This window comes from Streptomyces sp. NPDC058534, assembly GCF_042717365.1.
In the GTDB taxonomy this organism is placed as follows: Bacteria; Actinomycetota; Actinomycetes; order Streptomycetales; family Streptomycetaceae; genus Streptomyces.
This window is the reverse complement of record NZ_JBHXNW010000136.1, coordinates 1-11,093: the sequence shown is the minus strand read 5'-3', so window position 1 is coordinate 11,093 and position 11,093 is coordinate 1. Positions and strand designations below refer to the sequence as shown.

The window sequence follows — 11,093 nt, the reverse complement described above, 5'->3', positions numbered from 1 at the left end:
CCCCTCGCGGCGCCGGCCACCCCGCGCGCCGGGGGCCCCCGCCCCCGCCCCCCCCCCCCCGGGCGCGGGCGCCGGCGACAGCGGTGGGGCCCACGGCCACCGGTGACGTCGACATGGCCCCAGCCCACCAGCGCGCCCGCTTCCGGAACCAGCGGTGATCCGCTTCCGAAGCGCTTCCGACGGTGGTGAACGGCGGGGCCCGGAGGGCCTACGTACGCCCGCCCACGCCCCCGTGTCCTCCGCGTCCTCCGTGGCGCCCCCCGCCGAAGCCGGGACCACCGTGAAACCGATCACCGAGCCGCCGCCGTCCCGCCGGTACGCGAACGGCGCGCCCCCGTGGGCCAGGGCGACCTCGCGCACGCGGCTCGGCCGGGTCCAGGACGTCGCCGTCCGGCCCGAGGACCTGTACGTCGGTGCGGGCGGGGGCGCACGATGTCGTGGCCGGGCGCGGAGGAGGAGAAGTCGCCCGGCGACAGCCGCAGCCGGCGCGCCTCGGCCCGCAGATCCCGCGCGGCCTGTTCGAAGACGGACTCCTGGTCCACCCGGACCAGCCGCGCCGCCGCGTTGTAGGACAGCCCTCCGACGAGGACCGTGACCACGGCGGTGATCGTCGCGAAGGACACCGCGAACGTGGTCCGCAGCGACAGCAGCCGGGGCCGGCGCCCGAGCGGGGAGGCGCCCACTCAGTCCGCCCGCAGCACGTAACCCACGCCGCGGACGGTCTGGATCAGCTGCGGGACGCCCGGCTGGTCGAGCTGGTCTGCCGGGAGCTGCGCGCCGAGGGTGACGCCACCCCGATCCTGATGCTGACCGCGCTGGTGGAGGGCCGTCGATGCCCGGCATCATCACGTCCAGCACGAGGACGTCGGGCCGGCCGCGGTGGGCCCGCGCCAGCGCCTCGACGCCGTCGGCGACGGCGGTGACCCGGTACCCCTCCAGGGTGAGGGCGCGGCGTGCCGGATGGCGCGGTCGTCTTCGGCGAGCAGAACAGTCCGGGGCACGCGCCCAGTCTGCCAAGACCGGCGGCGCCCCGACCGGACGGGCCCGGCTTCCTACCCGTACTCGGGTCTCACCCGGCGGGCCGCAGCGCGGCGAGCCGCTGCTCGAAGGGCACGACCTCCTCGAAGGAGTCGCGCCGGGGCTGCGGGCGAGCGGCCGAGGTCAGGCCCGCCATCAGCGCCGCCAGCTCGCCCGCGGCCCGCGCGGTCCGGCCGTCGAGCCCTTCGGCGCCCCAGTCCTCGGAGGCGGCGTACACCCCGGTGGGGACGACGACGGCCTTCAGGTACGCGAACAGCGGACGCAGGGCGTGGTCCAGGACGAGGGAGTGCCGGGCGGTACCGCCGGTGGCCGCGATCAGCACCGGCTTCCCGGCGAGGGCGTCCTCGTCGGTGACGCTCAGCGCGTCGAAGAACGACTTGAACAGCCCGCTGTACGACGCGGAGGCTGCATCGATGCGCGCCTCCGGCACGACCGGCGTGACCACGATCAGCCCGTCGGCGTCCGCGACCACGGCGAACGCGTCGGCCAGCGGCGTCGCCGGGAAGCCGTTGGTGAAGGTGTGCGCGATCTCCACGGCGAGGTCGCGCAGTTCGATCACCCGGACCTCCGCCGAGGTCTGCCCGGCGGTGGCGGCGGCCAGCCGGTCGGCCAGCAGCCGGGTGGACGACGGGACGCTCAGTCCCGCCGAGACGACGACGAGCTTCATGCCCGTACTCCTTCCTCGCGGACGTCCAAGCGGGCTTCCTGGCGGACGTCCTTGCGGACGTCCTTGCGGGCGCCGGCCAGCAGGGACGCGTGGGTCGGCGCGTCCGGCACGTCCGCCGGGCGGTCCTTGGCGAACTCCTTCCGCAGCACCGGCACGACCTCCTCGCCGAGCAGGTCGAGCTGCTCCAGGACGGTCTTCAGGGGCAGGCCGGCGTGGTCCATCAAGAACAGCTGGCGCTGGTAGTCGCCGGCGTAGTCGCGGAAGGCGAGGGTCTTCTCGATCACCTGCTGCGGCGAGCCGACCGTGAGCGGCGTCTGCTCGGTGAACTCCTCCAGGGACGGGCCGTGCCCGTACACAGGCGCCACGTCGAAGTACGGGCGGAACTCGCGCACCGCGTCCTGGCTGTTCTTCCGCATGAACACCTGGCCGCCGAGGCCGACGATCGCCTGCTCGGGGGTGCCGTGCCCGTAGTGGGAGTAGCGGGCCCGGTACAGCTCGACCATGCGCTTGGTGTGGTCGGCGGGCCAGAAGATGTTGTTGTGGAAGAAGCCGTCGCCGTAGTACGCGGCCTGCTCGGCGACCTCCGGCGAGCGGATGGAGCCGTGCCAGACGAAGGGCGCGACGCCGTCCAGCGGCCGGGGCGTGGACGTGAAGCCCTGGAGCGGCGTACGGAACTTCCCCTCCCAGTCCACGGTGTCCTCGCGCCACAGGCGGTGGAGCAGGGCGTAGTTCTCGACGGCGAGGTTGATGCCCTGCCGGATGTCCTTGCCGAACCACGGATACACGGGCCCGGTGTTCCCGCGCCCCATCATCAGGTCCACCCGGCCGTCGGCCAGGTGCTGGAGCATCGCGAAGTCCTCGGCGATCTTCACCGGGTCGTTGGTGGTGATGAGGGTGGTGGAGGTGGAGAGGACCAGCCGCTCGGTGCGGGCCGCGATGTAGCCGAGCATGGTCGTCGGCGACGAGGGGACGAAGGGCGGGTTGTGGTGCTCGCCGGTCGCGAACACGTCGAGCCCGACCTCCTCGGCCTTCAGCGCGATGGCGACCATGGCCTTGATCCGCTCACGCTCGGTCGGCGTACGGCCCGTGGTCGGGTCGGGCGTGACGTCGCCGACGCTGAAAATGCCGAACTGCATGGTCGCTCAACCTCCGGTTTGTTGACTCTTCAACCATACCCGGCAACGGTGGCCCACCGGCGGTTATTCCATCGAGGCCGTGCGAAGCTGCCCGCATGCTCGTCCTGCGCTCCGCCGCCCTCTTCGCCGTAGCCGCCCTCTTCGAGATCGGCGGCGCCTGGCTGGTCTGGCAGGGGGTGCGCGAGCAGCGCGGCTGGCTCTGGGCGACCGGCGGCGTCCTCGCCCTCGGCGCGTACGGCTTCGTCGCGACCTTCCAGCCCGACGCCCACTTCGGCCGCATCCTCGCCGCGTACGGCGGCATCTTCGTGGCCGGCTCGATCCTGTGGGGCATGGTCGCCGACGGCTACCGCCCCGACCGCTGGGACATCACCGGCGCGCTGGTCTGCCTGGCCGGGATGGCCGTGATCATGTGGGCGCCCCGCAACGGCGCCTGACTACCCTGGACGGCGACGTCCAGCACCGACCAAGGAGCAGCCCATGGCCACCGCAGCCGCCCCGTCCGCCGCCTCCCGCATCGCCGTCGTCACCGGTGCGAGCAGCGGCATCGGCGCCGCCACGGCCCGGCAGCTCGCCGCGGCGGGTTACCGGGTCGTCCTCACCGCCCGCCGCAAGGACCGCATCGAGGCCCTGGCGGAGGAGATCGAGGCGGCCGGACACAAGGCGACGGCATACCCCCTCGACGTCACCGACCGCGAGGCCGTCGACGAGTTCGCCACCGCCTTCAAGACGGTCGGCGTCCTGGTCAACAACGCCGGCGGCGCACTCGGCGCCGACCCGGTGGCCACCGGCGACCCGGACGACTGGCGCCGGATGTACGAGACGAACGTCCTCGGCACCCTGAACCTCACCCAGGCCCTGCTCCCCAAGCTGGAGGCGAGCGGCGACGGCACGGTGGTCGTCGTCTCCTCGACCGCCGGCTTCGCCACCTACGAGGGCGGCGCGGGCTACGCCGCCGCCAAGCACGCCGAACACGTCCTCGCCGAGACGCTGCGCCTGGAGATCGTCGGCCGCCCGGTCCGCGTCGTCGAGATCGCGCCCGGCATGGTCAAGACCGACGAGTTCGCCCTGACCCGCTTCGCCGGCGACCAGGACAAGGCGGCCAAGGTCTACCAGGGCGTCGCCGCCCCCCTGACCGCCGACGACGTCGCCGACACCATCACCTGGGCGATCACCCGCCCCGCCCACGTCAACATCGACCTCCTGGTGGTCCGGCCTCGCGCCCAGGCGTCGAACACGAAGGTGCACCGGGAGAGCTGACGCCCGGGCGTAACTCACAGGAGTGAAGAACTCCGATCACCCGAACGGCGGTTGAACTGAATATCTAGGCTCGCGTCACAACATCAAACGCGACGGCCCTCGGCCGGGATGCCGGTCCCGACCGAGAGCCTGACCAGCAAGGAACTGGAGCTTCCCTGTGGTTGAACGCGAGCCTAACGGCCATCAGTTCATGGACCTCACAGTCCCCGAGTACGCGTACATGTTCGGGTTCTTGCAGGCGGACGGACATCTCGCGCAGGGAGTAGGACAGAAGGGCCGATTGACGGCTGAGATCAGCGTGCGAGATATCGACCTCTTGCGCGAGTTCCAGAAGCTGACGCCTTACTACAGCAGCATCACCGAGCGCACCCGATCCACCAACTTCGCCGAGGCCTCTCACACGGCTGTCTGGACCCTGTGCTCCCTCGAGGCCAGGACCCGGCTCAACGGACTCGGCCTGCCGTACGGCCGCAAGTCGCAAGCGATCTCGCCTCCTTATGGCGAGTTCTCGCAGCGGGACTACCTGCGAGGCGTCATCGACGCCGACGGGTCTGTGGGTTACACCAGCAAGGGGTTCCCCTTCATCTCCCTCACCACGGCCAGCACGGCCATCGCTACGTACCTTGGCCACCACGCGAGAGAAGTGACAGGCGCTGAGCGCATCCTCAAGCGCAACGCCCGCGACAGTGTCTACAACGTCTTCTACATGATGGAGACCGCCCAGAATCTGGCAGCTCACTTCTACTACCCCGGATGCCTGTCCCTGGAGCGCAAGCGAGCAGTCGCCGGGTCCATCGCCACCTGGGTACGCCCTGCCGACATGCGTGCCGCTCACACCCGACGCCGCTGGAATGAGTGCGAGGACAGGATTCTGCTCAAACTCAACAGCCCAACGGCGGCCGCCGAGGCGCTCGGCAGAACTCCGCAGAGCTGCAACCTCCGCATGTGGCGCCTGCGCTCTGGCCAAGTGCCCATGCCCAGCGAACAGTGACCAGATGAACCAGGCCCCCCGTGCCGATCGGGGGAGCCACTCGCGTCAGCCCTTCACGCAAACGACCTGCTTCAGCTTCGCCACGACCTCCACGAGGTCGCGCTGCTGGTCGATCACTTGGTCGATCGGCTTGTACGCGCCCGGGATCTCGTCCACCACACCCGAGTCCTTGCGGCACTCCACGCCCCGCGTCTGCTCCTCCAGATCCTTGGTGGAGAAGCGCCGCTTGGCCGCGTTCCGGCTCATGCGCCGGCCCGCGCCGTGGGACGCGGAGTTGAAGGACTTGTCGTTCCCGAGGCCCTTCACGATGTACGAACCCGTGCCCATGGAACCGGGGATGATCCCGTAGTCCCCGGAACCCGCGCGGATCGCGCCCTTGCGGGTCACCAGCAGGTCCATGCCGTCGTACCGCTCCTCGGCCACATAGTTGTGGTGGCAGGAGATCTCCGGCTCGAAGACCGGCTTGGCCTTCTTGAACTCCTTGCGGACCACGTCCTTGAAGAGCGCCATCATCAGGGTGCGGTTGTACTTCGCGTACTCCTGCGCCCAGAACAGGTCGTTGCGGTATGCCGCCATCTGCGGGGTGTCCGCGACGAAGACCGCGAGGTCGCGGTCGATCAGGCCCTGGTTGTGCGGGAGGTTCTGGGCGACGCCGATGTGGTGTTCGGCCAGTTCCTTGCCAATGTTGCGGGAACCGGAGTGGAGCATCAGCCAGACCGAACCGGACATATCAACGCAGAGCTCCACGAAATGATTCCCTTGGCCAAGGGTTCCCATTTGCGCAGCCGCCCGCCCCCTGCGAAAGCGAACCGCCTCCGCAACCCCGTCGAACCGCCCCCAGAAGTCGTCCCACCCGCTCGTCGCCAGCCCGTGGAAGCGCCCCGGCTCGACGGGGCTGTCATGCATGCCCCGCCCCACCGGAATCGCCTGCTCGATCTTCGAGCGGAGGCGGGACAGGTCGCCGGGCAGGTCGTTCGCCGTCAGGGACGTCTTCACCGCCGACATTCCGCAGCCGATGTCGACGCCCACCGCCGCCGGGCACACGGCACCCCGCATCGCGATCACGGAACCGACCGTCGCGCCCTTGCCGTAGTGCACGTCCGGCATGACCGCGAGGCCCTTGATCCACGGCAGGGTCGAGACGTTGCGCAGCTGCTGCAGCGCGCCCTCCTCGACCGTCGCCGGGTCGGTCCACATCCGGATCGGCACCTTCGCGCCCGGCATCTCCACGTACGACATATCGTCCTCATTCCCCCGGAAACAAACAGAAGTATCGAAGCGCAAAAACCGGAGCCAATGACAGCCAAAGGGGCAACTGACCGGCGTTCACGGCAGCGCGTGCGATACACATTGTCTCCAGGGGACGCCCCCGTGCGGCAAGCGATTAACCAGCGGGGACACTGGAGTCCCGAAGCGTTCCGAAGCGTCCCGAACCACAGCCACCCCGGCGAGAGGAGCCGCACCGTGCAGCGGAAGGCCTACGTACCCGGCGTCGCCGCCTTCCTGGCGGTGTTGCTGGCCGGCTGCACCGGCGGCTCCGGCGACGGCGCCACGGCGGACGACTCCAACCCGGGACAGCCGGGCGTCGCCACCGAGGCCGCCGAGCCGGGCAAGTACCGGACCCTGCCGGAGCCGTGCGGCGCGGTCGGGGACAAGACGCTCGACTCGCTGCTGCCCGGCATCGAGGAGATCCCGGACGAGGTGCAGCGCGAGAAGGCGTACAAGGGGGAGCCGACGCTCGCGTACGACACCGACCGCAAGGTCGGCTGCCGCTGGAAGGTCGAGTCGGCGGACGCCACCCACCACCTCTTCGTCGACTTCGAGCGAGTGGTGTCGTACGACAACTCCGTGAGCGACGACAGCCAGGCCGAACAGCTCTTCACCCAGCAGGTGGAGGCCGCCGACCTGCCCGAACCGGTCGTCTCCGAGTCTGCGCCCTCTTCCTCTTCCTCTTCCTCTTCCTCGTCCGAGCCCGGCGCCACGCCGGAGTCGGGGTCCCCGTCCGGCACCCGGTCGCCCGGCTCGCCCTCCGCCACGCCCTCGGGCTCCGCGTCGTCCGGTGACGCCTCGTCGAGCCCGTCCGCCGGTGCCACGCCCACCGATCTGCAGCCCCGGCTCCTCGACGACCTCGGCGACGAGGGGTACGTCGACGACGAGCTGAGCGACTCCGGTTCCACGGCGAAACAGCGCACCGTGACTGTGGCGTTCCGCACGTCGAACGTCGTGGTGACCATCGAGTACGCGGAGCAGTCGGCGACGCTCGGAGTCGTGCCGGACAGCGAGGAAATGCAGGACATGGCCCGGAAACTGGCCTCCCAGCTGGCGGATTCGCTCAGCGGTTGAGCCCCGTCCGGGCTCCGGGGCGTGCGCGCGCGGTGCACCCGAAGCGGGTCCGCACCATTTCTTCACCGCGTACGGTGGCTCCTCGGACCCGTTCCGACCGCAGGAACCATGAGCGTCATGAGTGAAGGAACCATGCAGCTACGAGCCCAGCGTGACCAGCGAGACAAGCGAGAGCAGCGAGAGCGGAAAGCGTCGCGGCTGACCCGCGTCGTCGTCTGCGCGGCCGCCGTCCCCGCCGTGCTGGTGGTGGCCGGCTGCTCCTCGGACTCCGGCTCCGGCGACGGGAAGGACAAGGCCGCCGCGGAGAAGTCCGCCGCGTCCAAGTCCGCGAGCCCGTCCCCGACGGTGCGGGCGGCGGCGTACGCGAAGCTTCCGGAGCCGTGCTCGGTGCTGTCGAAGAAGTCGCTGGAGGACCTGGTGCCGAAGGGCGACTCCGGCAAGGAGGGCGCCTCCAACGACACCGCCACTCGCGTCAGTTGCTCCTGGGACAGCCTCGACGACAACGGCGTGAAGGGCTCCCAGTTCCGCTGGCTGAGCGTGTCGATGCTGCGCTTCGAGTCGGACGCGACACGCGGCGCGGGCGACGAGCTGGCGCACGACTACTACACGAAGCAGCTGAAGGACGCGCAGAGCGCCGAGGGTGCCAAGAGCCTGAAGACCACGCCGGTCGGCGGCACGGGTGACGAGGCCTCGGTCGTGCGCTACGACCTGAAGAAGAAGGAAGGCACCTTCAAGCAGCAGACGGTCGTGACGCGCGTCGAGAACGTCGTCGTCACCGTCGACTACAACGGCGCGGGTCTGGCCGGCGAGAAGACGCCGGACGCGGACGACCTGGTGAAGGACGCGCAGAAGGCGGCCAAGGAGGCGGTGGCCGCGGTGGCGAAGGCCAACGGCAGCGGGGCGAGCAGCTCGCCGTCGCCCTCCGAGCCGGCGTCGAAGAAGCCCTCCGCGGCAGGGTCGAAGTCGGCGTCGAAGTCCTCGTCGAAGTCGGGCTGACGGACCGTATCGACCCACCGGCCACCCGTTCCCCGTACACATGTGCCACTCTGTTGCGCGCAACAACAGGCACTGGGAGGGGAGTACGGGTGGCCGCGCCACTACAGCTGACCCGGACGCATCGCGTTCTCATCGGCATGGTCGTCTTCGGTGCCGTCGTCATCGCCGGGATCGGCTTCGCGGGTTCCTACGCGGCGGTGCGGGAGCTGGCCCTGCAGAAGGGCTTCGGGAACTTCAGCTACGTCTTCCCGATCGGCATCGACGCGGGCATCTGCGTGCTGCTCGCCCTCGACCTGCTGCTGACCTGGATCCGTATCCCCTTCCCGCTGCTGCGCCAGACGGCGTGGCTGCTGACGGCGGCGACGATCGCGTTCAACGGCGCGGCGGCGTGGCCGGACCCGCTGGGTGTCGGCATGCACGGCGTGATCCCGATCCTGTTCGTGGTGTCCGTGGAGGCCGCCCGGCACGCGATCGGCCGGATCGCCGACATCACCGCCGACAAGCACATGGAGGGCGTCCGCCTCACCCGCTGGCTGCTCTCGCCGGGGCCGACGTTCCTGCTGTGGCGCCGGATGAAGCTGTGGGAGCTGCGCTCCTACGAGCAGGTCATCAAGCTTGAGCAGGAGCGGCTGGTCTACCAGGCCCGGCTGCGCTCCCGGTTCGGCCGCTCCTGGCGCCGCAAGGCGCCCGTCGAGTCCCTGATGCCGCTGCGCCTGGCCCGCTACGGCGTCCCGCTCGCGCAGACCGCTCCGGCGGGTCTGGCGGCGGCGGGTATCGAACCGGCCCTGCTGCCGCCGGCGCCGCAGCCCGAGGAGGCCGCCCAGGGCCCCGGGACCGCGCCCTCGCTGCGTAAGGCCGAGCCGGCCGCGGAGCAGCGTCCCGAGCTGACGGGCGGCCGGGAGCCGGAGTCGGTGCGGGAGGAGCCGGTGCGGGAGGAGCCCGAGGCGGACCAGAACCAGTGGCTGCACGCCCGGGATCCACAATTCGTGGAGTACCGCGGTGGCTACGACCCCGCGTACGACCCGGACGACCAGTACGCCCAGTGGTACGCGGAGCAGCAGCAGGCGGACGAGTACCGGCAGCAGTTCGAGGAGCCGCCGCCCGTCCAGGAGCCCTCCCCCGAGGACACCGGCAGTTTCCCCATCCCGGTGGGGCCGCACCGCACCCGCGAGCTGGGCGAGGGCGGCGGCACCCCGCAGGCGGAGCCGGACGAGGACGCGTACTACCAGGTCTTCAAGCGGTCGATCAGCGGCAGCGGTTACCCGACGCCGCGGGAGTTCGGCTACAACATCGAGGCGACGTACGGGGTTTCCGTGCTGGACGCGGATGCCAAGCGGATGGTCATGCGTTTCCAGGAACGCCACACGGCGGAACTCGAGGACGAGCACATCGCGTAGCGCTGTGCTCGCGCTTCCGGGAATTCCATGGAATTCCCGGCCTCCACATGAAATCCATTCCTCCACGGTATGTCCACACCGCCAACTACCCCAAAATGGACGCCAGTTCAACAGAGGGTGTGACTCCTGTCACCCAGGCGGAAGGTTGTAGCGGCAAGTGTGAAGAGATCGTGATGGCTGATCACCTCTGATCTCCTCTGTTCACCAGTATTTCCAGGATCAATTGACGGCGCATCAGAAATGTGAATTGCTGAGCGATTGCATCATGAATGATTCCGCCGAGTGCCGTACGGCACTTACCTGGAGGACGAAATCCCTATGGAGACAGTGTTCTGGAGCCGTCGGCGCCTGCTCGGCACCCTCGCCGCCGTCACGGCCGTCGCCGCCACGCCCGGGGTCCTGGTCGCGCCGGGCCGCGCCGGGGCCGTCACGGCGGCGGCGGACGAGCCGCCCACGCCGTTCGAGCTGCCGGACACCGAGCGGGCGAAGGTCGTCAAGGCCTGGCTGACCGGCGGCAGGGCCACCAAGGCCGCCGCGGCGCAGGCGATGTACGGCACGGACGCGGACATACGGACGTTCCTCGGCACGACGCTCCCGACGGTGACGGCGGAGGACAACCGCGTCGCCGTGGCCGCCTACCTCGCGAGATCCGGCGTCGGGCTGCGGCGCGAGGCCTCCGCGGCGCTGGACGGCGGCGACGGCGCGGTGGCGGCCTTCCTCGACGGCGGCTTCAGACCCGGCCTGCTCGAAGACCTCCAGGTGTCCACGGCCACGGTCTCGGCCACCGGCGGCAAGGCGGTCAGACGCGAGGCGTCCGCCGCCCTGGACGCCGGCACCGAGCAGGACCTCGCGGCGTTCCTGTCCCAGGGCAGGTTCGAGGCCCGCGAGGAGGACATGCGGGTGGAGACCGCCACCATGCTGACCTCCGGCGGCGCGGAGGTGCGCAAGTACGCGGACCGCGCGATGAGCGGCAACCGCCAGGAGGTCGAGTGGTTCCTGGACACCGGGCAGCACATCGCGCGCGCCCGCGACCAGGAGACGGCGACGATCGAGGAACTCGTCGCCGTCGTGGAGCGCGAGGGCAAGCGCGCCCAGGCGGAGACCGACCTCGCCGTCGAGGCCTCCGAGCGGGCCAAGACCGCCGCGGAGAAGGCGAGGCAGGCGGCCGAGAAGGGGGGGGCGGCCGGGGGGGGGGGCGCGCGACACCGGGCCGGGGGCGAGGGGGGCGCGGGGCGCGCGCCGGGGGGCCGCGGCGCGCGCGCGCGCGC

10 protein-coding genes and 2 pseudogenes are annotated in these 11,093 nt (G+C 70.6%); 7 read left to right on the top strand and 5 right to left on the bottom strand.

The annotated features are described in order from the left end of the window. Nucleotides 1–361 precede the first annotated feature (361 nt). The 4 genes and pseudogenes from ACFWR9_RS41475 to ACFWR9_RS41460 all read right to left on the bottom strand — a co-directional run. Nucleotides 362–683 (bottom strand): annotated as a pseudogene (locus ACFWR9_RS41475) (two-component sensor histidine kinase); the annotation flags it as partial. Nucleotides 684–780: 97 nt separating this feature from the next. Beyond that, nucleotides 781–1,001: pseudogene (locus tag ACFWR9_RS41470) on the bottom strand (response regulator); the annotation flags it as partial. A gap of 68 nt (nucleotides 1,002–1,069) precedes the next feature. Further along, the gene (locus ACFWR9_RS41465; RefSeq protein ID WP_383852515.1) at nucleotides 1,070–1,705 is read right to left on the bottom strand and encodes a CE1759 family FMN reductase; all 636 of its coding nucleotides are present in this window, start codon (nucleotides 1,703–1,705) and stop codon (nucleotides 1,070–1,072) included. Then, the gene (locus tag ACFWR9_RS41460; RefSeq protein ID WP_383852512.1) at nucleotides 1,702–2,841 is read right to left on the bottom strand and encodes an LLM class flavin-dependent oxidoreductase; all 1,140 of its coding nucleotides are present in this window, start codon (nucleotides 2,839–2,841) and stop codon (nucleotides 1,702–1,704) included. Before ACFWR9_RS41460 ends, ACFWR9_RS41465 begins: the two co-directional genes overlap by 4 nt. Nucleotides 2,842–2,936: 95 nt before the next feature. Here ACFWR9_RS41460 and ACFWR9_RS41455 point away from each other — a divergent pair, with 95 nt between their 5' ends. The 3 genes from ACFWR9_RS41455 (at nucleotide 2,937) to ACFWR9_RS41445 (ending at nucleotide 5,089) form a co-directional block, all read left to right on the top strand. After that, nucleotides 2,937–3,275, top strand: coding sequence for a YnfA family protein (locus ACFWR9_RS41455; RefSeq protein ID WP_383852510.1), 339 nt, complete (start codon nucleotides 2,937–2,939; stop codon nucleotides 3,273–3,275). A 43-nt stretch (nucleotides 3,276–3,318) separates the two neighbouring features. After that, complete coding sequence (locus ACFWR9_RS41450; RefSeq protein WP_383852507.1) at nucleotides 3,319–4,098, top strand: SDR family NAD(P)-dependent oxidoreductase; 780 nt, start codon at nucleotides 3,319–3,321, stop codon at nucleotides 4,096–4,098. 190 nt (nucleotides 4,099–4,288) lie between these two features. Next, nucleotides 4,289–5,089, top strand: coding sequence for an LAGLIDADG family homing endonuclease (locus tag ACFWR9_RS41445; protein ID WP_383852504.1), 801 nt, complete (start codon nucleotides 4,289–4,291; stop codon nucleotides 5,087–5,089). 45 nt (nucleotides 5,090–5,134) lie between these two features. Here ACFWR9_RS41445 and ACFWR9_RS41440 read toward each other — a convergent pair whose 3' ends face one another. Beyond that, nucleotides 5,135–6,328, bottom strand: coding sequence for an RtcB family protein (locus tag ACFWR9_RS41440; RefSeq protein ID WP_383852501.1), 1,194 nt, complete (start codon nucleotides 6,326–6,328; stop codon nucleotides 5,135–5,137). Nucleotides 6,329–6,553: 225 nt separating this feature from the next. Between ACFWR9_RS41440 and ACFWR9_RS41435 the strand changes: the two genes are divergently transcribed. The 4 genes from ACFWR9_RS41435 to ACFWR9_RS41420 form a co-directional block, all read left to right on the top strand. Next, nucleotides 6,554–7,432, top strand: coding sequence for a DUF3558 domain-containing protein (locus tag ACFWR9_RS41435; RefSeq protein ID WP_383852500.1), 879 nt, complete (start codon nucleotides 6,554–6,556; stop codon nucleotides 7,430–7,432). Nucleotides 7,433–7,549: 117 nt separating this feature from the next. Further along, nucleotides 7,550–8,428, top strand: coding sequence for a DUF3558 family protein (locus ACFWR9_RS41430; protein WP_383852498.1), 879 nt, complete (start codon nucleotides 7,550–7,552; stop codon nucleotides 8,426–8,428). Nucleotides 8,429–8,517: 89 nt separating this feature from the next. After that, nucleotides 8,518–9,825, top strand: a complete 1,308-nt coding sequence (locus tag ACFWR9_RS41425) for a DUF2637 domain-containing protein (protein WP_383852496.1) — start codon at nucleotides 8,518–8,520, stop codon at nucleotides 9,823–9,825. A gap of 318 nt (nucleotides 9,826–10,143) precedes the next feature. Further along, nucleotides 10,144–11,093, top strand: a 950-nt coding sequence (locus tag ACFWR9_RS41420; protein WP_383852493.1) for an ALF repeat-containing protein, incomplete at its 3' end; no start/stop codon positions are given.

Excerpts from the sequence above, each read along its gene's own strand:
- ACFWR9_RS41465 (WP_383852515.1), bottom strand. The coding sequence starts at position 1,705 with ATGAAGCTCGTCGTCGTCTCGGCGGGACTGAGCGTCCCGTCGTCCACC.
- ACFWR9_RS41460 (WP_383852512.1), bottom strand. The coding sequence starts at position 2,841 with ATGCAGTTCGGCATTTTCAGCGTCGGCGACGTCACGCCCGACCCGACC.
- ACFWR9_RS41455 (WP_383852510.1), top strand. The coding sequence starts at position 2,937 with ATGCTCGTCCTGCGCTCCGCCGCCCTCTTCGCCGTAGCCGCCCTCTTC.
- ACFWR9_RS41450 (WP_383852507.1), top strand. The coding sequence starts at position 3,319 with ATGGCCACCGCAGCCGCCCCGTCCGCCGCCTCCCGCATCGCCGTCGTC.
- ACFWR9_RS41445 (WP_383852504.1), top strand. The coding sequence starts at position 4,289 with ATGGACCTCACAGTCCCCGAGTACGCGTACATGTTCGGGTTCTTGCAG.
- ACFWR9_RS41440 (WP_383852501.1), bottom strand. The coding sequence starts at position 6,328 with ATGTCGTACGTGGAGATGCCGGGCGCGAAGGTGCCGATCCGGATGTGG.
- ACFWR9_RS41430 (WP_383852498.1), top strand. The coding sequence starts at position 7,550 with ATGAGTGAAGGAACCATGCAGCTACGAGCCCAGCGTGACCAGCGAGAC.